Below are 24,802 nucleotides of genomic sequence, written 5' to 3' on the forward strand. Positions count from 1 at the left end.
CTTGAAGCGGCTATCCGGCCAGCCGTCTCGGAACATCGCCCGCCCTGGTCAGTCCGCCGGGAAAAAGGCCGGCCCGACCACTCTCACCGGCCGCGCGCCGATCGCTTTCTCGATCGACTGATGCTGGGCAGTCCCTGGCACCTCGAAAACCGACGTTTTTGCCCCTGCGAGAGCCGCACCGGCAGTTTCGATCCCGGATTCAGGAATTTCCGCGACGACGCCAAGATCCGGCTTTGCGGTCGGCAACGGAATGATGGCGTTGCTCATGTTGGCCGGTGTCACGGTTCGTGCCCTGAGTTCGGCAACGCGCTGGTAATAGCGCTTGACGTCACAGGCCTTGAAGTTCGCGTCGTCGCGGTACCGGAACGCGGCAGGTAGCTCCACATAGGGTTTTCCCGACTCGAGCGCGACCATCTCCTCGGTCTCGCGAGTGGCGTCGCTCAGCATATAGAGGTCGACGCCGGCATCGTCGCAGATGTAGCGGCACTGATCGACCGTTTCCTTCAGATCGTCGTTCTTGGCGAATTGCGACTTTGGCGCGGGGAAGAAATATCCGTCCGACAAGCGAACGCAAAACAGCATCCGATTGCCGCCAATTGTTGTGCCTGCGGACTGGGCCTTGGGTGCCGTGCGTTGCTGCGCCGGCTGTTTCTTGGCAGCGGGGGCGGCGCAGCCCAGCGCGACAAACCTGGCCTTCAGTCCGGACGTGTCCCTGCTCGAATTCGACAGTCTGGCGATCTGCCGTTGCACCTCCGCCTTGCTGCTGACCAGGTCGGCGCAGGGATTGAAGAAGAAGCCGGCGGTTTTCGCCGTGCATCTGCGTTGTCTCTCAAGCTTTTGAATCGCGGCGAGTTGCCGGCGCAGTTGGGCAAGCTCGGGGCTGGTCCCGCCGCTGCGCCCCGCCGAAAGCAATTGGCTCCTGATGGCACCGCAGCTATCCGCATAGGAGAAGGATGTGCCGAGCGCAACGGCTATTGCCGACACCAGCATCAGAATCGTGAGGGGCCAGAAGCGTGTCATTGGAACGACCATTATCCTTGCTGCACCGAGAACAGGATTTCTTTGTCGACTATGGATAAGTACTAGCTAAATCAGTTTTTCCTAATTGAAGTAGATCAAACTGCCACCAGAGACTTTAGCTCTAGTGTATTAGATCCCCTCGTGTAAATTCAATATTACATTTTTATTTCAAGATTGAGACGAAACGGCAGCAACGCCGGCGGACGCCCGCCACGGCGAAGCTTTGATGTGCGCGGCGGGTTCGGCATCGCGATCAATCCGGCGTTACCGGCCGGCCGTTGCTGAAACCTTAGCCCTGGGATCGGCGTTGAGCGGCCAAAGGAGGAGACCGCAAATGTCGATCCACTTCACTGTCGCGGACCTGACCAGGAATCTGTTCCATTCACTTGGGTTGGACCATGAACGCGCACCGAGGCCACTCGACCACGAGCAGAGGCTTTTGCTGGAATGCTATCTCGCCGGCCAGATACCGGATTCGGCCTGGAGCGACTATGTCTTCGAGATGCCGGAACTGGCGCGACATGTCGAGGCGAGACGAAGGCGACACTAAAGCGCATCGCGGTCGACCGGGCCTCATGCGACGCGCTTAGGTTCTTGTCTAATGCATGTCGTTGTCGCAAAACCGCTGCACACTTTTGCGCGACATGCATTTGGTCCCGAAAAGTGGAATCCGGTTGTCGGAAAAAATCAAGGCGAAGCCTTCACGCGCGGTGCAGCCTGTTCTTGTTTGGGCGAGTTGAATTGCAGAGTGAACACCTTGCCCGGGATGCCTTCAGCCAGCGCCGGTGAAAAGCTCAACGGCAGGCAATGGTCCACGGCCGCGACCGCCGCGTCGACAAAAGCTTGGCGCGTCTTCTCCTCGCCGGCGACGCGGATGGCGGTCGGCTTGGGCCGGCCGATCAGCGTGCCATCGCGCCTGAAGCTGAAGCTCAGGGTGACGGTGGAATTCCCGGCATTCGCGGGCGGGGTCCAGCACGCCTGGATGGCAGCCCCGACCTCGGGCATGGTGTTGAGCGTCGCTGCATTCGATTGACCGGCTGCATCCGCCAGTATGGCGCCTGCAATCACCATCATTCCAGCAATGCTTTTCATGACAGGGCCTCTGTCCTTGAACCGCCATCGAGGACGGGACTACTTCGATGGTAGGGCTCACATCGGCGATGGCAAGATGCCGGCAACGCGCTTCATCAGCCATTCAGGCGTCGTGAAGCGCCGTCAGCCGCAAACTTCGGCAGGGCTGCAATAAGCAAAGGCCGGCGAGCAGCCGACCTTTGCTTTCCATCCGCGCCAGTACATCCGTGGTCGCAAGCTGGAGGTGGATACCAGTAGAAAGGGTTTCGGTTAACGAAACCTTAAGCTCCCCACATCGTGCAAACAGGGGAGAGTAAGAAAGAATTACCTCAGATCATTACCGGCTCCCGCAGAACGTGCGGACGATCGCCGGCCTGCACGTGCCTCAGGCGTTGGCCTGCGACCGCACATAGGCGATATAGCCGCGCACGTCGCCGGCCGGCTCAGCATAGGCCTTGCCGAGCTTCTTCTCGATCGCCGCCATATAGTCTTTTGCCCATTGGGGCAGCGCATAGTCGATGACGGCGAGGAATTCGAGCGTCGCCGCCAGGCGGATGTCGGCGATCGACGGGTTCTTGCCGCCGATGAACGGCTTGCCGTTCCTGAAGAAGCTGTGAAACACCTCCAGCGGCTCGGCTATCGCCTCTATAGCGGCCTTCTGGGCTTCCGACTTCTTGTCGGGGTGGGCGTCGCTGTGGCCGACCTCGCCGGCATATTGCGGGAAATTCAGCACAGGATATGTGGCGCGCGCCACATAGGGGTAGAGCGTCCCGATCAGGTAGAACATGGCACTGTCGATCATTGCCCGCTTGGCCGGCGCCTTGGGATATAGTTTCTCCAGCCCGTGCTTGTTGGCGAGGTACTGCATAATGGCGCAGCTTTCCCACAAGACACCTCTCGGCAGGCCCTTGTCCTCGATCATCGGCGTAAGATGGGCCGGGTTTCGCGCCATGTATTCGGGCGAGCGCGTGAGACCCCATACGTCGGTCTCGGAATGATCGAGCCCGGCGGCGCGTGCAAACACCCGAACGCTCATATTGTTGACGCTGGGCTTCAGCATGCTGAGCGAGAGCGCGGGCTTTTTCGCCGGTTTCGCCTTGGCCTTCGGCGCCAGCTTCTTGGCGGAGACCTTGGCCGCCGGCTTTGCCACTTTCGCCGCTGACTTGGCGGCGGCTTTGGCCGCCGGCTTCGCTCCTGGCCTGGCTGCCTTGGCGGCGGGCTTTTTCGCACTCTTCGTTGCTGTCTTTGCCATTATGTCCTCCCTTTGTTTGGCGTGTCGTCAGTATGGATTTTTCGGTGCGCGATCCTCCGACAAGGTCGTGCGCGAGCGCTCGACAAGCGCCTGGATCGCATCGGCAAGGTGCACTTCGGCGATGTTGTAGTCGCCGCGCGCGACGCGGATCTTGTGCGCCTGCATCAGCACGTCGGCATGGGTGAAGCCCGCCGGTGGTTCGAAACGGTAGGAGGCGAGTTCGATCAGCAGGCCGAGCGGATCCTCGAAATAGATCGAGTCCATGAAGCCGCGATCCTTGACGCCGCTGTGCTTGATGGCGCGCTCGTCGAGCCGGGCAACCGCCTGCAGAAAGGTGACGCGCGACACCGCGAAAGCGATATGATGGACGCAGCCGGTGTCGGTCGGCGTGCGCCGCTTGACCGGCGTGCGGCTTTCGTCGGTGAAGACGGTGATCAGCCGGCCGTCGCCCGGATCGAAATAGAGATGGCTTTCGCTTGCCTTATCGAGATTGGGCTGCTCGAAGATGAAAGGCATGCCAAGCACGCCCTCCCAGAAATCGATGGAAGTCTGGCGCCCGGCCCCGACCAGCGTGATGTGATGGACGCCTTGCGATTGCAGCTTTTGCATCTGACTCCTCCCGGCCACGCCGTCTTGCCGCCGAACGGAAGTTCGGATGCCCAGTCGCGCTTGGATCGGCGCCCGGCATGTGACCGCGCCCGGCCTCGCTCGCCTGCGCTCCGCATTCCGCATCCTGCAGGAGTGCGGCCGGAGCTTTGATGAACGGATGCTAATTCAATCCGAGGCGTTGCGCCAGAAGCGCTGAGTTTCAAGAACTCCACGCAGGCGCCAAGAGCGGCACCGGGATCGCGGACGCCTTCGCCGAGCTCGCTGAAACGACCCGTCGCCGGCAGCTGTAGTGGTGCGGCGGCCCGCAGGTCGCTGGGTTTCCCGAGCGCCGGTTTGGCGACAGCAGGTCAAAGGGGCCCTCGTTGACGCATGCCGCGCCTGGTTCGGATTACGGGCATCCGCGGCCCTTAGATGAAAATCACATATTCTTCATCGGCACGTCGGGATCGACATGTCCCCCATCGGCAGTGATCTTCAGCCTTGAGAGGTAGTGCTCCCATCCCCTTCGGTGGCTGTCACGCTCCTTTGCGTTCGGCAGTCCGCTGTGCGTGAAGCGGATCAGTGTCCCCGCATCCCTCGCGATCAGGTCGATCTCGACATGACTGGAGCCGGGCGGCACGGTCTCGTTGTCTTCCCAGCCAAAACTGTAGGCAAGACGGTGGACCGGGATCACCTCGGTGAACTCGCCGCGCGCCATATGGCGACCACCGACATTGACGAGGAACAGACCGCCCGGCGTTGCATCCAAATTCGCTTCGGTCCCGATCCATCGCACGATCTGGTCCGGATCCGTCAAAAGCGCGAACACGGTCGCTTGTGGCGCGGCGACCTCAATCTCTGTGTAAACCGATTCCGCCATCGCTCACTCCAGGTCACATCCGCAGCGAATACCTGCATGATTGAAGCGAATGTGGGGAGTTGCAAGAAGATGTTCGAGGCGTAAGCATAAGCCGGTGCCGAGTGACCTTCTACCCATGCTTCTCGCAAAGTCGCTTTCATTCCTTCTGGACGACGCCGCGCATATTGGCGACGGTGGGCGACTTCTATTGCAGCTCTCAACGCATTTGATTGAAGACGGCTTGCCGATCATCGCCGGCGCGCTGGCGCAGGATGCTCCCGACCCGATTATCTCACGCCGCATCTGGCTCTGGCGAGCGCCTGGGGGTGAAGTGGTCGAGGCTTTGGGGATAGGCGCCGACCGCCAGAATGCCGATCCCCGGCTCGTGCTGCGGGAGTGGCTTGGCACGACGCGGGCGATCGTGTTCGACGAGCGAGCGGGCGGTGTCGCACCGACTTTGGTGTGGGCGTTCGATCATACTCCGGATGAGGCGCAGTCAGAGCTGCTGCGGCAAATCTCCCGGTTTGCTGCGGCTCCGATGACCGCACTCGCAGAACGGTCCGCGAAACGCGCATTGCTCGAGGCATATTTGGGAAAGCGCAGTGCAGCACATGTGCTCAACGGTCATTCTCGTCGAGTAAAGGGAGAGACGATACGGGCTGCGCTTCTGTGCGCGGACCTTCGAGGTTTCACCGATCTATCCGAGGTTCATGATGCAGACGAGATCGTATTGGTACTTGATGCCTGGTTCGATTGCGTCGCCGGCGCGGTGCACGCATTTGGTGGTGAGGTTCTCAAGTTTATAGGTGATGGCGTCCTCGCGATTTTCCCGATTGGCGAGCGCGATGCAAATGCCGCATGTGACGCGGCGGTACGCGCCGTGAAGGCCACGCGCGCCGGGATAGATCATCTCAACCAAACTCGGCGCCGCAATGGCGGCCCTGAGCTCGGATATGGCATTGGCCTGCATGTCGGCGAGATACTCTGGGGGAATATCGGCACTGCCGGCAGGTTGGACTTCACCGCGATCGGCAAGGCTGTAAATCTTGTCAGCCGCATCGAAGGGCTGTGCAAGCCTTTGGGACGGACGGTGCTCGCGTCGACAGTGTTCGAGGCAGAAACTACCGAGCCGATGATCGCCATGGGCAGTCATCCGCTCGGAGGAATAGCAGGCGCGCAAACACTTTTCGGCTTGCCGGAATAGATCGAATGGTTGAGCCCGCCGTGGATGTGTCGTTCGCAGCATATCTTGGTATCGTGCGAAGCCATGACTGAGAGAAATTCGAACGGCAAAGAAGCTACGATACTGCAACTGGAGTATGGCGCGTTTAGAGCCCAGCCATGCGCGTCGCGCGCAGCTTTCGCTGGCCGGTGCTAAGGGCCTTCCCGGCATCCACCCTTCGAGGGAGAGGCGCCTTCGCCGAGTTCGCCAAAACGATCCGCCGCCGGCAGCTGTAGCTCAGGTCGGCTCCAGGCAGTGCCGACCAGCGTGATGGACGCCTTGTGATTGTAGTTTCTGTATCTGGCTCCTCCCCGCGTGGCATCGACTGCCCTGTTCAGCGCGACGTTCTGCGCGCCGCTAACGCTGTGCCTCAAGACCCACGATGCAATGCTAATGCAATCAGCTCCGCTTCACCAGAAGCGGCAATGAGCCAGACCCGCCGCGACCCAAGGCGATGGATCGGATTGATGGTTTGCCGAGAGCTTGGAGAGACTTGGTACGCCCAAGGGGAATCGAACCCCTGTTCCCGCCGTGAGAGGGCGGTGTCCTGACCGCTAGACGATGGGCGCGTTCAAGAACCGGCGATATAGGCTGACGGCTGGCAAAAAGCAACTAGGCTTAAGGCTGCCGATCGCGCCGGTGAAGTATCCGCTGCAAGCCTAGCGTTTTGGCTCGATCAGGTCCCAGAGATTTCCATAGAGATCTGCGAAAACCGCCACAGTGCCATAGGTCTCGTGCCGGGGCGCCTCACGGAACTCAACGCCCTTTTCGAGCATCAGCGCATGGTCGCGGGCAAAATCGTCGGTTTCGAGGAACAGAAAGACCCGGCCGCCGGTCTGGTTGCCGATGGCGTGCCTTTGCGCATCGCCGGATGCCTCGGCGAGAAGCAGCCGCGCACCCTGTCCGTTGCGCGGCGTGATCGTGACCCAGCGTTTGCCGCCGCCGAGATCGACATCTTCGGCGAGCACAAAACCCAGCCGGTCGACATACCACGAGATCGCCTCGTCATAATTTGCGACGACAAGCGCGACCGTGGCAATGCTGCGGTATTCGGCAAAACCGGTCATTTGTTCCTGATCGAAAAATGGCCAACGATGCGGCGCTCGGTGATGTCATAGACGAAGATGGCGCGGCTGCCGTCGGGCAGCTCTGCGTCGATCGACAGGTGATTGCCGGACAGCGATTGGCTGATCACCCTGGCGCCGACCGGCAGCACGATGTCGCCGTTGACCGTCTCGCCGATCGGCACCTGGATGTCGCTGCTTAGCGGAGGGGCGGCAGGCGGCGCGTTGCGCGCTTTGTAGACAAGTGCCGCGATCACCACCATAAGGGCGAGGAACAGCAGGCCGAGATTGATGGCGACGAAGCGGACGAGCTTCCTCCGCACCTTTTCGACCTCGGGGTCGAGCGGCTTTTCCTCGTCTTCGTCGGCAAGCGGCCGGGCCATGGCAGCAGATTCCGGAACTGTTTTCGATGAGCGCTCATAACGAAGTGGTCAGACAATTAATAGGGGCCGGACCGATCGTCCTGGAGGCGGGCGCTGATGCGGCCGGCCAGCGGCTCGACCAATGGCTGGCGGCCAGGCTCGGCCCCGACATGTCGCGCAGCCGGGTACAGATGCTGATAAAGCAGGGCGCCGTCAGGATCGGCGGCAAGCCAGCCAGCGAAACGAAGCGCAAGATGGCGCAAGGTGACAGCGTGTCGGTTGATATGCCGGAGCCGGAACCGGCGGCGCCGCAAGGCGAAGATATTGCGCTGGACGTCCTCTACGAGGACAGCGAGCTGATCGTCATCAACAAGCCGGCCGGGCTGGTCGTGCATCCCGGCGCCGGCAACTGGACCGGCACGCTGGTCAACGCGCTGATCCATCATTGCGGCGACAGCCTGTCTGGCATCGGCGGGGTGAGACGGCCGGGCATCGTCCATCGCCTCGACAAGGAGACCAGCGGCGTCATGGTCGTCGCCAAGACCGATCGCGCCCACAAGGCGTTGTCGGAGGCCTTTGCCGACCACGGCCTGACCGGCGATCTCGAGCGGGCCTATCTGGCGTTGGTCTGGGGCATACCGGCAAGGCCGACCGGGACGGTCGACGCGCCGCTCGGCCGCGCCGCCGACCGGGTACGCCGCGCCGTGGTGCCGCAAGGCCGCGACGATGCCCGCCACGCCGTCACGCATTTCATCGTCGTTGAGCGCTTTGGCGAGCAGCAGCAGGAATTCGCCACGGCGAGCCTGGTCGAATGCCGGCTGGAAACCGGTCGCACTCACCAGATACGCGTCCACATGGCCCATATCGGCCATCCGGTGATTGGCGACCCCGAATACGGCCAGGCTTTCCGCACCAAGGCCAATCGGTTGCCCGAGCCGCTAAGAAGCAAGGTAAAGGCGTTTCCGCGACAAGCTTTGCACGCCCGCCTCCTTGCATTTCGCCATCCTGATACCCATCTAACGATGAGGTTCGAAGCACCGATACCGTGGGACATGGAGGAACTCGTCGACGGCTTCCGCAAGCTCTGAACCAACCACCTGAAAACCTGACCGGCGTTGTTCACTTCAACGTGACACACTGTTTCGTGTTGAACAAATGCCTGTCTTTCTGGTTTTGTTCCTATATATGTCGGTTGGCGCGAATGTGCCTTTGGCATTCACGCCACATGCCCGCCGCGTTTCGGGGGCATCACTCCAATAGAGAGGGGGCGCTATCATGGCCCAGTCATTACCCAGTATCGTTTCCGGCGAAGGCGGTCTCAGCCGCTACCTGGAAGAAATCCGCCGCTTTCCGATGCTTCAGCCGCAGGAAGAGTACATGCTCGCCAAGCGCTATGCCGAGCATGAGGACACCACAGCTGCGCACAAGCTCGTCACCAGCCACCTTCGGCTCGTCGCCAAGATCGCCATGGGCTATCGCGGCTATGGCCTGCCGATCGGCGAGGTGATCTCGGAAGGCAATGTCGGCCTGATGCAGGCCGTCAAGAAATTCGAACCGGAGCGCGGCTTCCGTCTCGCCACCTATGCGATGTGGTGGATCAAGGCCTCGATCCAGGAATACATCCTGCGCTCGTGGAGCCTGGTCAAGATGGGCACCACCGCCAACCAGAAGCGCCTGTTCTTCAACCTGCGCAAGGTGAAGGGCAAGATCCAGGCGCTCGACGAAGGCGATTTGAAGCCCGATCAGATCACCGAGATTGCCACCCGGCTGAACGTCTCGGAAGCGGAAGTCGTGTCGATGAACCGCCGCCTGTCGGGCGACGCCTCGCTCAATGCGCCCATCCGGGCCAGTGAAGGCGAGTCCGGCGAATGGCAGGACTGGCTGGTCGACGACCACGAAAGCCAGGAAGAGATGCTGATCGAGCAGGACGAGCTGGAAAACCGGCGCGGCATGCTGTCGGGCGCTCTTGCCGTGCTCAACGACCGCGAACGCCGCATCTTCGAGGCGCGCCGCCTCGCCGATGAGCCGTTGACGCTTGAAGAGCTGTCGGCCGAGTTCGATATCAGCCGCGAGCGCGTGCGCCAGATCGAGGTGCGCGCCTTCGAGAAGGTGCAGGACGCGGTCAAGGCCGCAGCCAAGCGCCAGACGCAGGCGCTGCGCACCATCGAGGCGCAGCCGGCGGCGTAAGGCCTTCCGGTAGAAACAAATAACGGCGGCGTCAGGTAACTGGCGCCGCCGTTTTTTTCTAAAGCGCGTCGCGTTCGGGCCGGCCTTGTGCGACGCGCTTTAGATTCTTGTTTTTATGCATGTCGTTATCGCAAAACCGCTGCACACTTTTGCGCGACATGCATTAGCGGGTTGCCGGTTCCGCGGCGCCTTCGCGGATGTCCGATCCGTCGCCCTAACTGCTCAGTAGCCTTGCCAGGCGTCCCCAGACGATCTCATTGATAGCGGCATTGTCGCAATTTTCCCCAAGCCCTGAAAACCGCAAGGCTGCAAGCTGTGGCGGCAATGTTGCGGCGCCGACCGCGGCATTCCACAACCCGGCGCTTGCGGCAGGCGGGCGCGACAACGGTCCGTCGGGCAGTTGAGTTCGTCTATTGGAAACGAAAGGCAGTGTGATGATGACGATTTCTCCGTTTCTGGCCGCCCTCGGATCCGACGGTCCGCCAGCCGATCGAGCGAAAGACATGGCCCTGTATGGATGGCTAATTGGAAGCTGGGAGATGGACTCGGTCCACTACCTCGACGACGGCACAATCCAGAAATGGGATGGCGAATGCCATTTTGGCTGGGTGCTCGATGGCCGCGCGATTCAGGACGTTTGGATCAGGCCCAAGCGCCCTGCTCCGTCCGCGATGTATGGCACAACCTTGCGCATCTTCGACCCTGGGATCGATGGCTGGCATATCATATGGAACGACCCGCTCAACCGGGATCACTCGCGCCAGATCGGGCGGGCCGAGGGTAAGGACATTATCCAGCTCGGCAATGACTCGCGCGGTCTGCAAACTCGATGGCGTTTCACCGAGATCACTGCCACCAGCTTCCATTGGATCGGCGAGGAAAGATCTTCCGAGAGCGATCCTTGGCAAATCACGTATGAACATTTAGCCCGCCGAACAAAACCCTGACGCTCGACTGGCTGGCGTCTGCGCTGCTCCTCATCCGGCTGCCGCCACCGTCGTCCCGCATAGACCTATCGGATTCAAACATCGCAAAAATCGAATCAGGATCAATAGCTTGGATGACCATCGCAGAACGATGAGGGCGGCGCCGAGTCTGAATGGCATTGTAGTGCCAGCGACCCATCCTCTCACAGGCAATCGAGCGGAAACTTCAGATAGCGCTGCCCGTTGGATTCCGGTTCCGGCAGGCGTCCGCCATTCATATTGACCTGCAGCGCGTGCAGGATCAGCCGCGGCATCGGCAACGTCCTGTCGCGGGCTTGGCGGAGCGCGACGAAGTCGGCTTCCGTCTTGCAGCCGGCAACATGGATGTTGCCGGCTTTCTGCTCCGCGACCGTGCTTTCCCACCGCGCTTCGCGACCGCCCGGCTGGTAGTCGTGACCGACGAACAGACGTGTCTCGTCCGGCAGCGCCAGGATGTCCTCGATCGAACGCCAGAGCCGCTCGGCACTGCCGCCCGGAAAGTCTGTCCTTGCGGTGCCGCTGTCCGGCATGAACAGCGTGTCGTGGATGAAGGCGGCGTCGCCAATGACGTAAGTGATCGAGGCCAGTGTGTGGCCCGGCGAGAACAGCACTCTTGCCGCAATGCCGCCGACCGAAAAAGTTGCGCCGTTGGCGAACAGCCTGTCCCATTGCGAACCGTCGGCGGGGAATTCCGGCCAGTTGTAGATCACCTTCCACAATTTCTGGACGTCGATGACCTTCTCGCCGATTGCCGTCGGCGCTCCGGTTCTCCCCCTCAGATAATGGGCGGCGGAGAAATGATCCGCATGCGGATGCGTGTCGAGGATCCACTCGACCTCCAGCCCGCTTTCCCTGACGAAGTCGAGCAGGGCGTCGGCGTTTTTCGTTGCCGTTGCACCGGACCTTTCGTCGAAGTCGAGCACCGGATCGATGATGGCGCATTTGCGGGTCGCCATGTCGGCGACCACATACTGGACGGACCCGCTCGGCTTGTCATAGAAGCCGGTGACCTGCGACCTGGCCGATAATGCGTCCAATCCAGCCTCCTTCGCCCCTCACCACGGCAGGAAGGATTTTCTCTGCCACGGCAAATTAAAGGCATGGTTGTCCGTCAACCAGGCATCGTCAAGCACCCCATGCTCACACGGCCAGGAAAACCGAAAACTCTCTGTGCCGCCTCTGCCTGCTCAGGCGGAAGGCTGCTTGGTTTTCCTGAGATATGGCAGGATCGTCTCATAGGCGCCGAAGCGCTTGATGGCATCCTCATTCGAGACGGCAGCGGTGATGATGACGTCCTCGCCCTGCTTCCAGTTCGCCGGCGTCGCCACCTGGTGCTTGGCGGTCAGCTGCATGGAATCGATGGCGCGCAGGATTTCGTCGAAGTTGCGGCCCGTCGTCATCGGGTAGGTGAGAACCAGCTTGATCTTCTTGTCGGGCCCGATGACGTAAACCGAACGCACCGTGGCATTGTCGGCGGGCGTGCGGCCTTCCGAGCTCTCGCCGGCACCCGCCGGCAGCATCTCGTAGAGCTTGGCGACCTTGAGATCCTTGTCGCCGATCAGCGGGTAGTTCACCGAATGACCGGTCGCGGTCTTGATGTCGTTCTGCCACTTTTCATGGCTTTGGACGGGATCGACCGAGATGCCGATGATCTTGACGTTGCGCTTCCTGAACTCGCCTTCGAGCCCGGCCATTGTGCCGAGTTCGGTCGTGCAAACCGGCGTAAAGTTCTTCGGATGGCTGAACAATACCGCCCAGCCATCGCCGATCCATTCATGGAAGCTGATCGGTCCTTGCGTGGTCTCAGCGGTGAAGTCCGGTGCGATATCGTTGATGCGAAGGCTCATGACGTGTCCCTTACCCTGTGCGTGCAGATCGCAGCCGGCGTTGGCCGGCGCTGCTTTTGCCTTTCTATCACTCCGGCGTCATCCTTCAAACGCCTGTTGCGCCGGCATCAAGGCCGGCGGCGAAATATTTTCATTGCTTCTCGGCAAATGCAGCAGGAATTTTCGCTGCGCTGGTTCAGGCCTTGTTCACTGCCAGCGTCGTCGCCAGGTCTTCCATGCGCTGGGCCAGTGCGCCGAGCGCCCCGGTCAGCACGGAATCGTTCTTGTCGGCCTTGGTCAGTGCGTCATCGCGCGTCTTGCGCAGCGTCAGCACTTCGCTTTCCATGCCCTTGACCCGCTTTTGCAGTTCCGAAAGCTCGTCCATGACCATGATGCCGGCCATCACGGTCAGCCGCTGGTCGCCGATCTCGCCAAAAGAATCCTTCAGATGCGAGACATAGCGGTCGAAGCGCTCGGCAAGATCGATCAGATGCTCTTCCTGGCCCTCGTCGCAGGCCATCCGATACTGCTTGCCGTCGATGGAAACCGTGACTTGTGCCATTGGCCTACCTGTCCAGTACCGCGCGGATGGTTTCCATGGCTGTCACCAGCCTTCGCGACACTTCCTTGTTGGCATCTTCCAGCCGTTCGGCGCGGGCCTCGGAATTGTCGAGCTCCTGCGCCAGCCGCGAGCGGTCGGCGTTCATCCGCTGCACTTCGGCCTCGGCTTCCGAATAGTCCCGCTCATGCTCAAGCTTGGCCGCGACGGCGTTTTCCAGCCCTTCGATGGCCTTACCCAGCCTGGCAATGACTTCCTTGAGGGTCGTTTCCCCGGTCATGGCTTTCGTCCTGCGCCCTGCCCATCACCGAATCATCCACGTTCAGAACGCGTTATCCCTGAAACATTACGCGTCGTGTGAACCGCACGTCAATAAAGCTGTCGCGACTGTCCCCTGCTAACGCTAATGTAAGTCGCGCACGGCCATCACAAGACCGGCAAAAGCACACCGATTTGTTGACTAAAAGGCCGCGCCTGCTATGTGTCGCGCACCCTTTTCAAGGGCTTTCCCAAGGCCCAAACCCCCATTTTGGAGGAAGCATGACCTCGCGCGAACAACATGACCGGATGGCCAATGCGATCCGTTTTCTCGCCATGGACGCCGTCGAGAAGGCAAATTCCGGCCACCCCGGACTGCCCATGGGCTGCGCCGACATCGCCACGGTGCTGTTCACCCGCTTTCTCAAATACGATCCGAAAAACCCGCATTGGCCGGACCGCGACCGCTTTATCCTGTCGGCCGGCCACGGATCGATGCTGCTTTACTCGCTGCTCTATCTGACCGGCTACGAAGACATCACCATCGAGCAGATCAAGCAGTTCCGCCAATTGGGGTCGAGGACGGCGGGCCACCCGGAATACGGCCATGCCGCGGGCATTGAGACGACGACCGGCCCACTCGGCCAGGGCCTTGCCAATTCGGTCGGCTTCGCGCTCGGCGAGCGCATCATGAATGCCGCTTTCGGCAAAGATCTCGTCGACCACTACACCTATGTGCTGGCCGGCGACGGCTGCCTGATGGAAGGCGTATCCCAGGAAGCCATCGCGCTTGCCGGGCATCTGAAGCTGAACAAGCTGATCGTCTTCTGGGACAACAACAACATCTCGATCGATGGCCCGGTGTCGCTCGCCGATAACACCGATCAGGTCGCCCGCTTCCAGGCGTCCGGCTGGAATGCCAGCCATATCGACGGCCAGGACCCGGAAGCGATCGCCTATGCCATCGAAGCGGCCCGCCACTCCGACAAGCCGACGATGATCGCCTGCAAGACGACGATCGGCTTCGGCGCGCCGACCAAGGCCGGCACCAACAAGGCGCATGGCTCGCCGCTCGGCGCCGAGGAAATCGCTGGCGCCAGAAAATTCTTCGGCTGGGATTATCCGCCCTTCGAGGTTCCGGCCGATATCCTCGACGCATGGCGTACCGCCGGGCGGACCGGCGTCAAGGCGCGCACCGACTGGGAAAGCCGCCTTGCCAAGGCTGATGCCAAATTGCGCGCAGAGTTCGAACGCCGCATCAGTGGCACGTTGCCGGCCAACTTCGACGCCGTCATTGGCGATTACAAGAAGAAGCTCGTCGCCGACAAGCCGAAGGTCGCCACCCGTAAGTCATCGGAAATGGCGCTGGAGGTCATCAACGGCGCCCTGCCCGAAACCATCGGCGGCTCGGCCGATTTGACCGGCTCCAACAACACCAAGACCAGCCAGACCAAGAACATCACCGCCGACGATTACGGCCAGCGCTACGTTCATTACGGCGTTCGCGAGCACGGCATGGCGGCCGCGCTCAACGGGCTGACATTGCATGGCGGCATTATCGCCTATGGCGGCACTTTCATGTGCTTTTCCGATTATGCCCGTCCGGCGATGCGGCTTGCTTCGCTGATGGGCATCCGCTCGATCTTCGTCATGACCCATGATTCCATCGGCCTTGGCGAAGACGGCCCGACCCATCAGCCGGTCGAGCATCTGGCAGCACTTCGCGCCATTCCGAACCACAATGTCTTCCGCCCAGCCGACGCGGTGGAAACCGCGGAATGCTGGCAGTTGGCCATTGAGTCGGAAAAGACGCCTTCGACATTGGCGCTGACCCGGCAGAACCTGCCGACGGTACGCAACGACTTCGTTGCGGAAAACCTCTCCAGCCGCGGCGCCTATGAACTTGCCGCCGCCAGTGGCGAGGCGGCGGTGACGATCTTCGCGTCGGGCTCCGAGGTCGAGATCGCGCTGGCCGCCCGCGAGGCCTTGGAAAAGCACGGCCACGCGACCCGCGTCGTCTCGGTGCCGTGTTTCGAATTGTTCGACAAGCAGAGCGCCGACTATCGCAGCAGGACGATCGGCAATGCGCCGCTCAAGATTGCCATCGAAGCCGGCATCCGTCAGGGCTGGGATCACTTCATCGGCACCGACGGCATCTTTGTCGGCATGACCGGCTTCGGCGCCTCCGGCACCATCGAACAGCTCTACCCGCATTTCGGCATCACAGCCGAGGCAACGGTGAAGGCGGCGGAAGCCCGTCTGCATGGCAAATGAAAGTGAGCCTCGCCCGGCAAAGGCTGGCATAGCGGTTTTGCCGGGCGGTGGAGCACTAATCGATTTAAATCCACGCCTCGGCGGCTGGATTCTTTGCCCGTCCGCCGTTATGAAGCTGCGGACTTGATCTTCGGCCTCCAACTCCCAGGGAGAGAACAATGACCGTCAGAGTTGCCATCAACGGATTCGGCCGCATCGGCCGCAACATCCTGCGCGCCATCCATGAATCCGGCCGCAAGGATATCGACGTCGTCGCGGTCAACGATCTCGGCCCGGTCGAGACCAACGCGCATCTGCTGCGCTTCGACAGCGTGCATGGCCGCTTTCCGCATGAGGTGACGGTTGACGGCGACCAGATCATCGTCGGCAAGGAAAAATTCAAGGTCACCGCGATCAAGGATCCGACGCAACTGCCCTGGAAGGAGCTTGGCATCGACATCGCGCTCGAATGCACCGGCATCTTCACCGCCCGCGACAAGGCCGTCGCCCATCTGACCGCCGGTGCCAAGCGCGTTCTCGTCTCCGCTCCGGCAGAGGGCGCCGATCTCACCGTCGTCTATGGCATCAATCACGACAAGCTGACCAAGGACCACATCGTCATCTCGAACGCCTCCTGCACCACCAACTGCCTGGCGCCGCTGGCGGCCGTGCTGAATGAGGCGGTCGGCATCGAGAAGGGCATGATGACGACGATCCATTCCTACACCGGCGACCAGCCGACGCTGGACACCATGCACAAGGACCTCTACCGCGCCCGCGCCGCCGCGCTGTCGCAGATTCCGACCTCGACCGGTGCTGCCAAGGCCATTGGCCTGGTACTGCCCGAACTCAAGGGCAAGCTCGACGGCATCTCCATCCGCGTGCCGACCCCGAACGTCTCGCTCGTCGATTTCAAGTTTATCGCCAAACGGCCGACCACCGTCCAGGAGATCAATGACGCGGTGATCGCCGCCTCGAACGGCAAGCTGAAGGGCATCCTCGCCGTTACCCGTCACCCCAATGTTTCGATCGACTTCAACCATGATCCGCATTCCTCGATCGTGGCGCTCGACCAGACCAAGGTCATGGACGGCAACTTCGTTTCGGTGCTGTCGTGGTACGACAATGAGTGGGGCTTTTCCAACCGCATGGGCGATACCGCCGTCGCCTTCGGCAAGACCATCGCCTGATCGCAGAGCCAGCTTCTCGACTTGGAGACGCCCGGCTCAGTCCGGGCGTTTTTCATTGCAGCACGAACCGCCGAGGCACGCTCCGCTGCTCGGGGGTGCCAAAACTTTCGACGATCGGCAGCGTGGGGCAAAAAGCCACGCTGCTGCCTTGCAGCGGCCATGTCTTCGCCCCACTCTCCCGTGATGCCGTAGCATATCGACTAGGGGCGACCAACGAATGGAGCATGGTATCTATCTTGTGACGCTCGTTGGCGCAGCACTTGTCGTTGCCGCCGCGTTTTCAAGCCTGATCGCCTTCCGTTTCGGCGCCCCTCTCCTGCTGCTGTTTCTCTGCATCGGCCTCGCCACCGGAACCGACGGTCTCGGCATCCATTTCGACAATGCCCGAGTTGCTTATTTTGCCGGCTCATTGGCGCTGGCGGTCATCCTTTTCGATTCCGGCTTCGGCACGCCGCTCAACGCCTTGCGGCAGGCGGCCGGGCCGGCGCTGTCGCTGGCCACATTCGGCGTCCTTTTGACCACCGGGCTCTTCGGCGCCGCCGCCTATTATCTGCTCGACCTGACCTGGCTGGAATCCTTCCTGCTCGGTGCCGCCGTCGCCTCGACCGACGCCGCGGCGGTGTTCTTCCTGCTGCGCGCCGGCGAGATCAATTTGCGCGAGCGCGTGCGGTCCACGCTCGAGGTGGAATCCGGCACAAATGACCCGATCGCCATCTTCCTGACCATCACGCTGGTCGAGGTCATCGCCGCCAATACCCACCCCGAGGCCAAGGTGCTGGTCACCGATCTTGCCGTCGGCTTCCTTGTCAACATGGGGCTCGGCGCGGTCATCGGCATTCTCGGCGGCATGGCCATTGTGCGCCTTGTCGATCGCCTCAATCTCGATCACGGCCTGCTGCCGATCTTCGTGCTGACGCTGTCGCTTATGGTGTTCGCTGCCGCCGGTGCCGTCGGCGGCTCCGGCTTCCTGGCGGTCTATCTCGCAGGCCTGATTGCCGGCAATTCCGATATCCGGGCCGTGACCATCCTCAAGCGCTTCCAGGACGGCATGTCGTGGCTGGCGCAGATCATCATGTTCCTGATCCTCGGCCTGTTCGCGACGCCTTCACAATTTCCGGCGATCCTGGTGCCGGCAGTGCTGCTCGGCCTGTTCCTGGTATTTGTGGCACGGCCAATCGCCGTCTGGCTCTGCCTGGTGCCGTTCCGTCTGCCACGCCCGGAAGTCGCCTTCGTCTCGTGGGTTGGCCTGCGTGGTGCCGTGTCGATCCTGCTTGCCATCACGCCGCTGCTCGGCGGTCTTGAGAACGGCCGCCTCATCTTCAACACTGCCTTCATCATCGTGCTGGTCTCGCTGATCATCCAGGGATGGACCGTCGGGCCGCTGGCGCGCCGTCTCGGCCTTATCGTGCCGGCCCGCCTGGGACCGCTCGACAAGGTCGAATTGGAACTGCCGGGCTCCGCCCATCATGAGCTTCTCGCCTACCGCGTGTCACCTGGCAGCCCGGTGGCGCGCGGCGAACGCATTCCGCGCTGGGCGCGGCCGTCGCTGGTGCTGCGCGACGGACGCTCGATGCGCTTCCAGGATATGGGCCGGCTCGCGGCCGGCGACCATGTCTACATCTTCGTGCCGGACCGCTATCCGCGCCTGCTCGACAAACTGTTCGCCAGCCGTGCCGTGGTCGATCCCGAGGACGCGGATTTCTTCGGCGCCTTCGCCGTCGATCCGTCACGCCCCGCCGAGGAACTGGAAACCGCCTACGCGCCGGGCCTGACCGAAGCGGAACGCAAGCTCAGCATTGGCGACCTGGTCACTACGCGGCTCGGCGGCCACGCCGAATATGCCGACCGCGTGCTGCTCGGTCCGATCGAGCTGATCGTCCGCGACGTCGACGACAAGGGCAGGATCACCGGCCTTGGCCTGTCCTTTGAGCCGACCGCGCCGGTGGCGCGCGTTCCGGTGTTTCTCAGTGCCGGCGAAATCCGCGACCGCATCGCCGCCTTCATCCGCAACCGGCGCAAGCCGGCCGAGGCGCGGGCGGTCGAGGCGGCGGCCGAGATGGAAACGGTTCCGCAGCCCGTGGTGGAAAAGACAACTGGCGAAGGCTGACCGCTGTCCACCCGAGCCGCGGAACCCTGCCGCGAGGCTGAAGAATGGCTCAGCAACTGGTGTGGCGCGTCCATGTGTTCCGACATCGCCGGAAATGATCCCGATCGGCCGGTTGCGAGGACGTTCGGCCGATCAGTCGCCACTTCTCCGGCGCGCCATAGGGGCGCGCTTAATTGTTGCGGGCCGCTACGAACTGCGCCGCTTGTTTCAGAAGCGCAGCTTGCTCGCCAAAAGGTTCGAGCAACGCATGAGCCTGGTCAACGAGGCCATGGAGCTGGCCCCGCGCCCAGTCCGGTCCGTGCAGCGCGACCAGCGTCGCCTTGCCGGCCGCGGCATCCTTGCCGGTCGCCTTGCCCATCTGATGCGCGTCGGCGGTCAGGTCGAGCAGATCGTCGGCAAGCTGAAAGGCAAGCCCGATCGCCGAGCCGAACTCGGCCAGCCTCTCGCGGTCGCCCGACGGCGCGCCGGCAAGGATAGCGCCCGCTTCGCAGGCAAAGCGGATCAGCGCACCGGTTTTCATCGCCTGAAGCCGGATGATGCCGGCCTCGTCCGGCCGGCTTTGTTCGGCTTCGAGATCGAGCATCTGGCCGCCGACCATGCTTCCCGCCCCGGCGGCGCGGGCCAGTGCCAGCACCAGCGTTGCCCTGCGCTCGGCCGGCAGCATTGTCGCCTCGTCGGCAAGGATGTCGAAGGCAAGTGTCAGCAAGGCGTCGCCCGCAAGAATGGCGGTCGCCTCATCGAAAGCCCTGTGCACGGTCGGCTGGCCGCGGCGCAAATCGTCGTCGTCCATGGCCGGTAGATCGTCATGGATGAGCGAATAGCAGTGCACGCATTCGAGCGCCGCCGCGACGCGCAGCGCCGCCTCGCCGTCGGCTGAAAACAGTGCAGCACTTTCCATGACCAGGAAGGGACGCAGTCGTTTGCCGCCGTTCAGCACGCCATGTCGCATTGCCGCCATCAGGCGTTCGGGCCGCGCGACCTCGCCCGAAAGCGTCCGTCCGTCGAGCAACCGCCTCAGCAGCGCCTCGAGCGGAACTGCCCGGGCAATAAGTGCAGCTTCGAACGCCATTTGGTCGTCTTTCGTCATGGTCGGGAGCGGTAGCCGACACTCAGACATTGCGCAAGAAGCCAAGCGCCATTATGCCGGGGGCAGGGAGTAGCGCGGACTGGGTGGCTTGGCGGAACCGATCGTCGATCACGAAACCGAAGGGTTGGACATGGCGAGACCGAGACGCGGCAGCCGCATCGGTCTTCAACGCCGAGTCCGGCGCGGCATTGCCGTCGCCGTTGTGCTGGCGCTGGTGCCGGTGGTGCTGACCTTCCTGTACCTGCCGTCATTCGTGCATCCGGTGTCGACATTGATGCTGAAGGACCTGGCGACGTTTTCCGGCTACGATCGGCGCTGGGTTTCCATCGACGATGTCGCGCCGGTGCTGGCATATTCGGTAATCATGTCGGAGGACGGGCAGTTCTGTTTCCATCGCGGCGTCGATCTGGGCGAGTTGCGCGGCGTCGTCGACGATGCGCTCGCCGGCGAGATGACACGTGGCGCCTCGACCATCACCATGCAGACGGTAAAGAATCTTTATCTATGGTCGCGGCCGTTGGGCTCGGTCCGTAAGGTCGTGGAACTGCCGCTGGCCGTCTATTTCGATGCGGTGCTGTCGAAACGGCGGATCATGGAGATCTACCTCAACATCGCCGAATGGGGACCGGGCATCTACGGCATCGAGGCCGCCGCCCAGCATCATTTCGGCGTCTCGGCAAAACAGCTGTCGCGGCGGCAGGCAGCGCTGCTTGCCGTCACCTTGCCGAATCCGATCGTGCGCAATCCGGCGAAGCCCGGGCCGGGACTGAGGCGGCTTGCCGCGTTGATCGAACGGCGCGCCGGCCGCGCCGGCGCCTATGTCGGTTGCCTGCGATAGTGTCAAAAAAAAACACGGCGACGCTGGCCAAAACGCTGTCGGGCGTGTATAGGCACCCGACTTTCTCAGATTCCGGCCCCTGATGTGGCCCTTTCACGAGGGCCGCCGGGGCGTTTTGACCATGTAGTGGAGCATATCCATGGCCGTTCCGAAACGAAAAACCTCTCCGTCGAAGCGCGGCATGCGCCGTTCTGCCGACGCACTGAAGGCCCCGACCTATGTCGAGGACAAGAACTCCGGCGAGATGCGCCGTCCGCACCATATCGACCTGAAGACCGGCATGTATCGCGGTCGCCAGGTTCTGGAGCCGAAGGAAAGCTGATAGAGCTTTCGACGGTTTATTGGGTTGCGAAACGACCGGCCATTGGCCGGTCTTTTTGCGTTTGCGACAACTGATCGTATCAGCCGGGCCTGACATTGTTGTTTCACGCCGTCTTTGTCCGTGTTTATCGGCCGCACGAAAATTCTTGACGGCGAACGCCGGGCGCACTCTACAAAGATCAGTCCAACCGGAGCCGCCACATGTTCGGTGCCATCCCGCTGCTGATCGTGCCTTTCATCCTCTACAATCTTGGGCTTCTGGGAATATTCGGCAGCGGCGACGATCCGTGGGCCACCGAAATGTTTTCGGTCCGGATGATGTCGGGTGGCGTGTTCTCGATGACCCTCGGCGACCTCATCGTGCTGATCGCACTGATCTTCTTGTTCGTCGAAGTGGTGAAGTCGACGCGCACGACAAGTGCCTCGATCATGGACCATCTTTTGTCGACCTTCGTCTTTGTGGCCTATCTGGTCGAGTTCCTGCTGGTGAAGGGCGCCGCCCATTCCGTCTTCTTCACACTGATGGTCATAGCGCTGATCGACGTGCTGGCCGGCTTTTCGGTGTCAATGCGGTCGGCCACCCGCGACATCAATATGAATTAAGGATCCCGGCTCAGCCCGGGTCAGCGGTGAAGCCAGCCGCCTCGAGCCGGCGATGGCTGCCGTTTCATCATTGTCGAACGTGTCGCCGGAAATACCGATGGCGCCGATGATCGTGCCGGCGTTGTCGCGGATCAGCACGCCGCGCGCGCGCGCCCGACACGTCGGAGCCGCCGGCGATCAGATGCGGGCGCTCCTTGGCGAAAGCTTCCACCCGGCGCGGGCCCATGCCGATAGCGAGCGCGCCATAGGCCTTGCCGGCCGACATTTGCGGACGCAGGAACGAGGCGCCGTCCTGACGCTGGAACGCGACCAGATGGGCGCCGGCGTCGAGCACCGAGACGCCAAGCGGCCTGAGCTTGAGCTAGGCACCCTTGGCAAAGGCGGCGGCGTTGATTTCAAGGGCTTCGTCGAGCGTCAGTGCGGTCATGGCCGTCTCCTGAACGCGCCAGTTATCAGCCGTCAGAACAGACTCCGAGTGAACTGTTTCGCGTGCGGAAGGAAGCATGGATTCTGGGAGCGCCGGCCTATTTCTTCTTGGCCCGAGGCTTCTTCACCGGGGCCGGAGGCGCATTGGCCAGGTCTTCCGCTTCCTTGGCGAGGCGCAGCGCCCGCAGCTTGTTGGTCTTGGCTTGGCGAGCGTCGCTCTCGGCGACATATTCCGCCATCGCCTTCTGGCGAACCGTGGCTGCCTCTTCCTGTTTCTTGAAACGCAAATCGGCCCGCGCACGGGCAGTGTCCTTAGAGTTCTCGACCAAGAGCGTTATCCAATCCGTAAATTATCTTCAGTCCCTTGATAGCAGAGCCAGCCCGCAATTGGGAAAATAAGTTGGTCATGGCGCCGGATCGCAGCCAACTCGCTCCGCCTTGCGGGCGACTACCGCATCGTATCCGGCCTGCAAAGTCGCGCGGACGGTGGGTCCAGATGGGGCGGGAGACGCACCCAGATGCTCGTGGCGCAACTCGTTCATGAACTTATCCCACATCGGCGGGCCGCCTTTTTCCAGAAGCTCGGCACGGATAGAGAGCTCTTCGCTGACCGGCAGCCAGACGCGGCCCCAGGCGCCGAGATGCGCCAGGATCGGCACCAGCGTAATCGCCATTTCGGTCAGGCTGTAGATCGCCTTTTGCTTGTGGGAGGGATCGTCCGCCTTGGTCAGCATGCCGAGCTCCATCAGCCGCTTCAGCCGGTCGGCGAGGATGTTGGAGGCGATGCCCTCCATCGAGCCGTTGAGCAGTTCGCGAAAGTGGCGTCTGCCGCCGAAGATGATGTCGCGAAGGATGATCAGGCTCCACCGGTCACCGAACACTTCGAGCGACAGGTTGATGGGGCATCCGGACCGACGATCGATGTTCATGCGAATCTCCAAAAACCGGTTGCATTATCGTATCGGTTTTAATATCGTGCAACTGATTGCAAAATGCAATCGGATTGGAAGCCCAAGGAGGAAAGCCATGAAAAACGCCGAACACCCCGAAATCGCATCCCAGACGTTCGGCGATCCGGCCCATCCGGCGGTGTTGTTGATCATGGGCGCGATGGCTTCCATGCTTTGGTGGCCCGAAGCGTTTTGCCGGAAGCTGGCCGGCGAGGGTCGCTTCGTGATCCGCTATGACAATCGCGATACCGGCCGTTCGACCAAATACGCGCCGGGCGAGCCGCCTTATACATTCGACGACATGGTGGACGATGCCGTCCGCGTCCTTGACGACCAGGGACTCCGAAAGGCGCACGTGGTCGGCATGTCGATGGGCGGCATGATCGCGCAGCTCGTTGCGTTGAAATACCCGTCGCGTGTCACTTCGCTGACGGTGATCAGCAGCTCGCCCTTGGGCATCGATACGTCGCATTTGCCCGGAACCACCGAGGCCTATAGGAAACATTCGGCCGAAGGCGCGAAGGTCGACTGGTCTGACCGTGGCCAAGCGGTCGATTTCATGGTCAAAAACGCGCGTGCGCTCGCCGGCACCGCGCATCCGTTCGATGAGGCGCGGACGAGAGCGTTCGTGGAACAGGACTACGACCGGTCCGGCGGCTTTCTCAGCGCGACCAATCACTTCATGCTCAAGGGCGGCGAAGATCGGAGCGGCGAGGACTGGACGGGGCGGCTGCACGAGATGAAGATTCCGCTCCTCGTTGTCCACGGCACCGACGATCCGATCTTTCCAGCCGAGCATGGCGCCGCTCTTGCCGACGCGGTCGCCGGTGCAAGACTGGTCCGGATCGAGGGCGGCGGCCACGAGCTGCATCCCGACGATTGGGCCGCGATCATCGATGCGATCGTCGCCCACAGCCGGGCCACGTAGCAGCGGGCCGAACCTTGACACCGGATGCCCGCGAGACGAAGCACCAAAGATAGGAGCAAAAATGTCCCTGACGATGCATCTTCATCCGCTGGCCTCCTTCTGCTGGAAACCGCTGATCGCGCTCTATGAGAACGGCACGCCATTCACATCGGTCGTTGTCGATCTCGGCAATGAACAGTCGCGCGCGGCGTTTCTGAAATTGTGGCCGCTCGGCAAGATGCCGGTGCTGCGCGATGAAGCGCTGGACCGGACCGTGCCGGAATCGACGATCGTCATCGAATATCTCAACGCGTATTATCCTGGGCCGGTCGAACTGATCCCCGCCGATCTCGATCTCGCTCGCCAGACCCGGCTTGCCGACCGCTTCTATGACTTCTACGTCCAGGAACCGATGCAGAAGATCGTTGGCGACCGGCTGCGGCCGGAGGGCAAGACCGATCCGTTCGGCGTCGAGCAGGCCCGCGCCCAGCTGCGCAGCTCCTACGCCATCATTGAACAGGACATGCGGTCGAGGACATGGGCGGTGGGTGCGAGCTTCACCATGGCCGACTGCGCTGCCGCCCCCGCGCTGTTCTACGCCAACAAGGTCGAGCCGTTCGGAGACGAATATCCTGCGGTCAGGCGCTATCACGACCGGTTGCTGCAACGCCCCTCGGTTGCCCGTGTGATCGAGGAAGCGCAGCCGTATTTCAAGCTCTTCCCCTACAACAATGGCTAGAGTGGTTCATCGTTTCACGGAAACGCCGAATCGCTCTATCTCTTTGTTTTTGCGCAATTCCGGACGGAAAACCGTTTCACACTTTTCCTGGAATTGCTTGTCTTATGACTTTCGCTGCCGAATGGGTCAGAAAGGAACGCTGAGAGAG

Annotated in this window: 30 protein-coding genes and 1 tRNA gene; 13 read left to right on the forward strand and 18 right to left on the reverse strand. The window is 61.9% G+C overall.

Features of this window, described 5'->3' with window-relative positions; genetic code table 11:
- Positions 1–48: 48 nt before the first annotated feature.
- Positions 49–1,020, reverse strand: a complete 972-nt coding sequence (locus NKI41_RS27550) for a DUF2865 domain-containing protein (RefSeq protein ID WP_352685939.1) — start codon at positions 1,018–1,020, stop codon at positions 49–51.
- 334 nt (positions 1,021–1,354) lie between these two features.
- Between NKI41_RS27550 and NKI41_RS27555 the strand changes: the two genes are divergently transcribed.
- Positions 1,355–1,570, forward strand: coding sequence for a hypothetical protein (locus NKI41_RS27555; RefSeq protein ID WP_352685941.1), 216 nt, complete (start codon positions 1,355–1,357; stop codon positions 1,568–1,570).
- A 137-nt stretch (positions 1,571–1,707) separates the two neighbouring features.
- Here the strand turns inward: NKI41_RS27555 and tolA are convergent, their stop codons facing one another.
- From tolA to NKI41_RS27575, 4 genes are all read right to left on the reverse strand, one after another.
- Positions 1,708–2,094 (reverse strand): cell envelope integrity protein TolA, encoded by a 387-nt coding sequence (gene tolA, locus NKI41_RS27560; RefSeq protein ID WP_352685943.1) that lies wholly within the window; start codon positions 2,092–2,094, stop codon positions 1,708–1,710.
- A gap of 382 nt (positions 2,095–2,476) precedes the next feature.
- Positions 2,477–3,343, reverse strand: coding sequence for a glutathione S-transferase family protein (locus NKI41_RS27565; RefSeq protein WP_352685945.1), 867 nt, complete (start codon positions 3,341–3,343; stop codon positions 2,477–2,479).
- 27 nt (positions 3,344–3,370) lie between these two features.
- Entirely contained in the window at positions 3,371–3,952 is a 582-nt protein-coding gene (locus NKI41_RS27570; RefSeq protein ID WP_352540244.1) for a VOC family protein, read from the reverse strand.
- 418 nt (positions 3,953–4,370) lie between these two features.
- Positions 4,371–4,811 carry an SRPBCC family protein gene (locus tag NKI41_RS27575; RefSeq protein WP_008873905.1) on the reverse strand — a complete coding sequence of 147 codons (441 nt, stop codon included), beginning with the start codon at positions 4,809–4,811 and terminating at the stop codon, positions 4,371–4,373.
- Positions 4,812–4,926: 115 nt separating this feature from the next.
- On the opposite strand from NKI41_RS27575, the gene NKI41_RS27580 reads away from it, so the two are divergent.
- Complete coding sequence (locus tag NKI41_RS27580) at positions 4,927–5,994, forward strand: adenylate/guanylate cyclase domain-containing protein (RefSeq protein WP_352540245.1); 1,068 nt, start codon at positions 4,927–4,929, stop codon at positions 5,992–5,994.
- 512 nt (positions 5,995–6,506) lie between these two features.
- Here NKI41_RS27580 and NKI41_RS27585 read toward each other — a convergent pair.
- The 3 genes from NKI41_RS27585 to NKI41_RS27595 form a co-directional block, all read right to left on the reverse strand.
- A tRNA-Glu gene (locus NKI41_RS27585) sits at positions 6,507–6,581 on the reverse strand.
- A 90-nt stretch (positions 6,582–6,671) separates the two neighbouring features.
- Entirely contained in the window at positions 6,672–7,079 is a 408-nt protein-coding gene (locus tag NKI41_RS27590; RefSeq protein ID WP_352685948.1) for a VOC family protein, read from the reverse strand.
- Complete coding sequence (locus NKI41_RS27595; RefSeq protein WP_352540246.1) at positions 7,076–7,459, reverse strand: fimbrial protein; 384 nt, start codon at positions 7,457–7,459, stop codon at positions 7,076–7,078. Before NKI41_RS27595 ends, NKI41_RS27590 begins: the two co-directional genes overlap by 4 nt.
- A gap of 26 nt (positions 7,460–7,485) precedes the next feature.
- Here NKI41_RS27595 and NKI41_RS27600 point away from each other — a divergent pair, with 26 nt between their 5' ends.
- From NKI41_RS27600 to NKI41_RS27610, 3 genes are all read left to right on the forward strand, one after another.
- On the forward strand, positions 7,486–8,526 hold the full coding sequence (locus tag NKI41_RS27600) for an RluA family pseudouridine synthase (protein WP_352613500.1): 1,041 nt from the start codon (positions 7,486–7,488) through the stop codon (positions 8,524–8,526).
- 187 nt (positions 8,527–8,713) lie between these two features.
- On the forward strand, positions 8,714–9,625 hold the full coding sequence (gene rpoH / locus NKI41_RS27605) for an RNA polymerase sigma factor RpoH (RefSeq protein ID WP_023678514.1): 912 nt from the start codon (positions 8,714–8,716) through the stop codon (positions 9,623–9,625).
- A gap of 434 nt (positions 9,626–10,059) precedes the next feature.
- The gene (locus NKI41_RS27610) at positions 10,060–10,572 is read left to right on the forward strand and encodes a hypothetical protein (RefSeq protein ID WP_352685958.1); all 513 of its coding nucleotides are present in this window, start codon (positions 10,060–10,062) and stop codon (positions 10,570–10,572) included.
- A gap of 182 nt (positions 10,573–10,754) precedes the next feature.
- On the opposite strand, the gene NKI41_RS27615 is transcribed toward NKI41_RS27610, so the two are convergent.
- From NKI41_RS27615 to NKI41_RS27630, 4 genes are all read right to left on the reverse strand, one after another.
- A complete protein-coding gene (locus NKI41_RS27615; RefSeq protein WP_352471144.1) occupies positions 10,755–11,627 on the reverse strand; it encodes an MBL fold metallo-hydrolase in 873 nt (290 codons plus the stop codon).
- Positions 11,628–11,777: 150 nt separating this feature from the next.
- Positions 11,778–12,437, reverse strand: a complete 660-nt coding sequence (locus NKI41_RS27620; RefSeq protein ID WP_023678511.1) for a peroxiredoxin — start codon at positions 12,435–12,437, stop codon at positions 11,778–11,780.
- A 175-nt stretch (positions 12,438–12,612) separates the two neighbouring features.
- A complete protein-coding gene (locus tag NKI41_RS27625; RefSeq protein ID WP_254816554.1) occupies positions 12,613–12,978 on the reverse strand; it encodes a cell division protein ZapA in 366 nt (121 codons plus the stop codon).
- 4 nt (positions 12,979–12,982) lie between these two features.
- The gene (locus NKI41_RS27630) at positions 12,983–13,255 is read right to left on the reverse strand and encodes a DUF4164 domain-containing protein (protein WP_006200774.1); all 273 of its coding nucleotides are present in this window, start codon (positions 13,253–13,255) and stop codon (positions 12,983–12,985) included.
- Between the two features lie 260 nt (positions 13,256–13,515).
- Between NKI41_RS27630 and tkt the strand changes: the two genes are divergently transcribed.
- From tkt to NKI41_RS27645, 3 genes are all read left to right on the forward strand, one after another.
- The gene (tkt, locus tag NKI41_RS27635) at positions 13,516–15,507 is read left to right on the forward strand and encodes a transketolase (protein WP_352685950.1); all 1,992 of its coding nucleotides are present in this window, start codon (positions 13,516–13,518) and stop codon (positions 15,505–15,507) included.
- A 158-nt stretch (positions 15,508–15,665) separates the two neighbouring features.
- Positions 15,666–16,676 carry a type I glyceraldehyde-3-phosphate dehydrogenase gene (gap, locus tag NKI41_RS27640; RefSeq protein ID WP_023678507.1) on the forward strand — a complete coding sequence of 337 codons (1,011 nt, stop codon included), beginning with the start codon at positions 15,666–15,668 and terminating at the stop codon, positions 16,674–16,676.
- A gap of 217 nt (positions 16,677–16,893) precedes the next feature.
- Entirely contained in the window at positions 16,894–18,783 is a 1,890-nt protein-coding gene (locus NKI41_RS27645; RefSeq protein WP_352685952.1) for a potassium/proton antiporter, read from the forward strand.
- A 169-nt stretch (positions 18,784–18,952) separates the two neighbouring features.
- Here NKI41_RS27645 and NKI41_RS27650 read toward each other — a convergent pair whose 3' ends face one another.
- Positions 18,953–19,870 (reverse strand): polyprenyl synthetase family protein, encoded by a 918-nt coding sequence (locus NKI41_RS27650; protein ID WP_352457948.1) that lies wholly within the window; start codon positions 19,868–19,870, stop codon positions 18,953–18,955.
- Positions 19,871–19,949: 79 nt separating this feature from the next.
- Between NKI41_RS27650 and NKI41_RS27655 the strand changes: the two genes are divergently transcribed.
- The 3 genes from NKI41_RS27655 to NKI41_RS27665 all read left to right on the forward strand — a co-directional run bounded on the left by NKI41_RS27655 (position 19,950) and on the right by NKI41_RS27665 (position 21,632).
- Positions 19,950–20,708: a biosynthetic peptidoglycan transglycosylase gene (locus NKI41_RS27655; RefSeq protein WP_352500827.1), complete on the forward strand. Its 759-nt coding sequence runs from the start codon at positions 19,950–19,952 to the stop codon at positions 20,706–20,708.
- Between the two features lie 139 nt (positions 20,709–20,847).
- On the forward strand, positions 20,848–21,030 hold the full coding sequence (rpmF, locus tag NKI41_RS27660; protein WP_006203806.1) for a 50S ribosomal protein L32: 183 nt from the start codon (positions 20,848–20,850) through the stop codon (positions 21,028–21,030).
- Positions 21,031–21,230: 200 nt separating this feature from the next.
- A complete protein-coding gene (locus NKI41_RS27665; RefSeq protein ID WP_352500775.1) occupies positions 21,231–21,632 on the forward strand; it encodes a hypothetical protein in 402 nt (133 codons plus the stop codon).
- On the opposite strand, the gene NKI41_RS33365 is transcribed toward NKI41_RS27665, so the two are convergent.
- The 5 genes from NKI41_RS33365 to NKI41_RS27680 all read right to left on the reverse strand — a co-directional run bounded on the left by NKI41_RS33365 (position 21,594) and on the right by NKI41_RS27680 (position 22,987).
- Positions 21,594–21,770, reverse strand: coding sequence for a hypothetical protein (locus NKI41_RS33365; RefSeq protein ID WP_502893700.1), 177 nt, complete (start codon positions 21,768–21,770; stop codon positions 21,594–21,596). The genes NKI41_RS27665 and NKI41_RS33365 overlap by 39 nt on opposite strands.
- On the reverse strand, positions 21,700–21,966 hold the full coding sequence (locus NKI41_RS33370; protein ID WP_502893707.1) for a heme-binding protein: 267 nt from the start codon (positions 21,964–21,966) through the stop codon (positions 21,700–21,702). The genes NKI41_RS33365 and NKI41_RS33370 overlap by 71 nt, the downstream gene beginning before the upstream one ends.
- Positions 21,967–21,993: 27 nt before the next feature.
- On the reverse strand, positions 21,994–22,137 hold the full coding sequence (locus NKI41_RS33375) for a hypothetical protein (protein ID WP_502893701.1): 144 nt from the start codon (positions 22,135–22,137) through the stop codon (positions 21,994–21,996).
- Positions 22,138–22,156: 19 nt separating this feature from the next.
- Positions 22,157–22,387 (reverse strand): hypothetical protein, encoded by a 231-nt coding sequence (locus NKI41_RS27675; protein ID WP_023678501.1) that lies wholly within the window; start codon positions 22,385–22,387, stop codon positions 22,157–22,159.
- Positions 22,388–22,462: 75 nt separating this feature from the next.
- Positions 22,463–22,987 carry a winged helix-turn-helix transcriptional regulator gene (locus tag NKI41_RS27680; protein WP_352451127.1) on the reverse strand — a complete coding sequence of 175 codons (525 nt, stop codon included), beginning with the start codon at positions 22,985–22,987 and terminating at the stop codon, positions 22,463–22,465.
- Between the two features lie 97 nt (positions 22,988–23,084).
- Between NKI41_RS27680 and NKI41_RS27685 the strand changes: the two genes are divergently transcribed.
- Both NKI41_RS27685 and NKI41_RS27690 read left to right on the forward strand, forming a co-directional pair.
- Positions 23,085–23,936, forward strand: coding sequence for an alpha/beta fold hydrolase (locus tag NKI41_RS27685; protein ID WP_352685954.1), 852 nt, complete (start codon positions 23,085–23,087; stop codon positions 23,934–23,936).
- A 61-nt stretch (positions 23,937–23,997) separates the two neighbouring features.
- A complete protein-coding gene (locus tag NKI41_RS27690) occupies positions 23,998–24,654 on the forward strand; it encodes a glutathione S-transferase family protein (RefSeq protein ID WP_352685956.1) in 657 nt (218 codons plus the stop codon).
- The last annotated feature ends 148 nt before the right edge of the window (positions 24,655–24,802 follow it).

The organism is Mesorhizobium sp. M0601, assembly GCF_040320845.1.
Taxonomy (GTDB): domain Bacteria; phylum Pseudomonadota; class Alphaproteobacteria; order Rhizobiales; family Rhizobiaceae; genus Mesorhizobium.

Coding starts and splice junctions, on each gene's coding strand:
- NKI41_RS27685 (WP_352685954.1), top strand. CDS start 23,085: ATGAAAAACGCCGAACACCCCGAAATCGCATCCCAGACGTTCGGCGAT.
- NKI41_RS27665 (WP_352500775.1), top strand. CDS start 21,231: ATGTTCGGTGCCATCCCGCTGCTGATCGTGCCTTTCATCCTCTACAAT.
- NKI41_RS27690 (WP_352685956.1), top strand. CDS start 23,998: ATGTCCCTGACGATGCATCTTCATCCGCTGGCCTCCTTCTGCTGGAAA.
- NKI41_RS27610 (WP_352685958.1), top strand. CDS start 10,060: ATGATGACGATTTCTCCGTTTCTGGCCGCCCTCGGATCCGACGGTCCG.
- NKI41_RS27590 (WP_352685948.1), bottom strand. CDS start 7,079: ATGACCGGTTTTGCCGAATACCGCAGCATTGCCACGGTCGCGCTTGTC.
- NKI41_RS27565 (WP_352685945.1), bottom strand. CDS start 3,343: ATGGCAAAGACAGCAACGAAGAGTGCGAAAAAGCCCGCCGCCAAGGCA.
- gap (WP_023678507.1), top strand. CDS start 15,666: ATGACCGTCAGAGTTGCCATCAACGGATTCGGCCGCATCGGCCGCAAC.
- NKI41_RS27650 (WP_352457948.1), bottom strand. CDS start 19,870: ATGACGAAAGACGACCAAATGGCGTTCGAAGCTGCACTTATTGCCCGG.
- NKI41_RS27570 (WP_352540244.1), bottom strand. CDS start 3,952: ATGCAAAAGCTGCAATCGCAAGGCGTCCATCACATCACGCTGGTCGGG.
- NKI41_RS27580 (WP_352540245.1), top strand. CDS start 4,927: ATGCTTCTCGCAAAGTCGCTTTCATTCCTTCTGGACGACGCCGCGCAT.
- NKI41_RS33375 (WP_502893701.1), bottom strand. CDS start 22,137: ATGCTTCCTTCCGCACGCGAAACAGTTCACTCGGAGTCTGTTCTGACG.
- NKI41_RS27595 (WP_352540246.1), bottom strand. CDS start 7,459: ATGGCCCGGCCGCTTGCCGACGAAGACGAGGAAAAGCCGCTCGACCCC.
- NKI41_RS27630 (WP_006200774.1), bottom strand. CDS start 13,255: ATGACCGGGGAAACGACCCTCAAGGAAGTCATTGCCAGGCTGGGTAAG.
- tolA (WP_352685943.1), bottom strand. CDS start 2,094: ATGATGGTGATTGCAGGCGCCATACTGGCGGATGCAGCCGGTCAATCG.
- rpmF (WP_006203806.1), top strand. CDS start 20,848: ATGGCCGTTCCGAAACGAAAAACCTCTCCGTCGAAGCGCGGCATGCGC.
- NKI41_RS27600 (WP_352613500.1), top strand. CDS start 7,486: ATGAGCGCTCATAACGAAGTGGTCAGACAATTAATAGGGGCCGGACCG.
- NKI41_RS27620 (WP_023678511.1), bottom strand. CDS start 12,437: ATGAGCCTTCGCATCAACGATATCGCACCGGACTTCACCGCTGAGACC.
- NKI41_RS27645 (WP_352685952.1), top strand. CDS start 16,894: ATGGAGCATGGTATCTATCTTGTGACGCTCGTTGGCGCAGCACTTGTC.
- rpoH (WP_023678514.1), top strand. CDS start 8,714: ATGGCCCAGTCATTACCCAGTATCGTTTCCGGCGAAGGCGGTCTCAGC.
- NKI41_RS27555 (WP_352685941.1), top strand. CDS start 1,355: ATGTCGATCCACTTCACTGTCGCGGACCTGACCAGGAATCTGTTCCAT.
- NKI41_RS27550 (WP_352685939.1), bottom strand. CDS start 1,020: ATGACACGCTTCTGGCCCCTCACGATTCTGATGCTGGTGTCGGCAATA.
- NKI41_RS27575 (WP_008873905.1), bottom strand. CDS start 4,811: ATGGCGGAATCGGTTTACACAGAGATTGAGGTCGCCGCGCCACAAGCG.
- tkt (WP_352685950.1), top strand. CDS start 13,516: ATGACCTCGCGCGAACAACATGACCGGATGGCCAATGCGATCCGTTTT.
- NKI41_RS27625 (WP_254816554.1), bottom strand. CDS start 12,978: ATGGCACAAGTCACGGTTTCCATCGACGGCAAGCAGTATCGGATGGCC.
- NKI41_RS27680 (WP_352451127.1), bottom strand. CDS start 22,987: ATGAACATCGATCGTCGGTCCGGATGCCCCATCAACCTGTCGCTCGAA.